A 1,266-nucleotide genomic window follows, 5' to 3' on the forward strand; every position below is an offset into this window, starting at 1 on the left:
GGGTCTGCTGCACGATTGGGTGACATCTGAACTGGCTTGCCCTGTGGGGCGGGTGGGAAGGATGTCGCTGTGCCCAAGCCTTATCCGGAAGAGTTCCGCGAGGATGTCGTGCGGGTCGCGAGGAATCGCGGCCAGGGCGTGACGCTCGAGCAGGTGGCCGCCGACTTCGGTGTCCATGTGATGACGCTGTCGAAGTGGATGCGCCGCGCGGACATCGACGACGGGGCGAAACCCGGAACGACCAGCCAGGACAACGTGGAACTACGGGACGCGCGTCGGCGGATCAAGCTGCTGGAGCAGGAGAACGAGGTCCTGCGCCGGGCCGCGGCCTACCTGTCCCAGGCGAACCTGCCGGGAAAAGGATCTACCCGCTCGTGAGAGAGCTGGCCGGAGACGGTGTTCCCGTCACGGTCACGTGCCGGGTCCTCAAGCTCGCCCGCCAGCCCTACTACCGCTGGCTCGAGCGGCCGGTGACCGATGCCGAAATCGAGCAGGCCGTTCGCGCAAACGCATTGTTCGATGCCCATCGTGAGGACCCGGAGTTCGGCTACCGGTTCCTGGCCGATGAAGCCCGCGGCGCGGGAGCCGGCATGGCTGACCGGACCGCGTGGCGGATCTGCCGGGACAACAACTGGTGGAGCGTGTTCGGCAAGAAACGCGGCAGGACCAAGAAGGCCGGCCCGCCGGTGCACGATGACCTCGTCCGCCGCACCTTCACCGCGAATGCCCCGAACCGGCTGTGGCTCACCGACATCACCGAACACGCCACCAGCGAAGGGAAGCTGTATCTCTGCGCGATCAAGGACGTCTTCAGCAAGAGGATCGTGGGCTACTCCATTGACGCGCGGATGAAGTCCCACCTGGCCGTCGCAGCCCTGAACAACGCTGTTGCCCGACGTGAAAACGTCGCCGGGTGCATTCTGCACAGCGATCGCGGGTCGCAGTTCCGGTCTCGCAGGTTCGTCCGGGCGCTCGACCGGCATCGGATCGTTGGCTCGATAGGAAGGGTCGGGGCGGCAGGCGACAACGCGGCCATGGAGTCCTTCTTCAGTCTGCTGCAGAAGAATGTCCTCGACCGCCGGACGTGGGCCACCCGCGAGGAACTGCGGATCGCGATCGTGACCTGGATCGAGAGGACCTACCACCGACGCCGCAGACAAGCCTCGCTCGGCCGGCTGACCCCCATCGAATACGAAACCGTCAAGACCACACCGGCCCTCCAGGCCGCGTGACCGAACCTGTCACCCAATCGTGCAGCAGACCCGT

1 protein-coding gene is annotated in these 1,266 nt (G+C 65.8%); it reads left to right on the forward strand.

Features of this window, described 5'->3' with window-relative positions; translation table 11 throughout:
- The first annotated feature begins 69 nt into the window (after nt 1-69).
- Nucleotides 70-1,232 (forward strand): IS3 family transposase gene (locus ACIA8E_RS42015; protein WP_399307401.1). Its coding sequence is split into 2 segments (ribosomal slippage): nt 70-354 and nt 357-1,232, totalling 1,161 coding nucleotides; the frame shifts between segments, so codons are not numbered across the junction.
- The last annotated feature ends 34 nt before the right edge of the window (nt 1,233-1,266 follow it).

The organism is Streptomyces sp. NPDC051664, from assembly GCF_044453545.1.
Classification (GTDB): domain Bacteria; phylum Actinomycetota; class Actinomycetes; order Streptomycetales; family Streptomycetaceae; genus Streptomyces.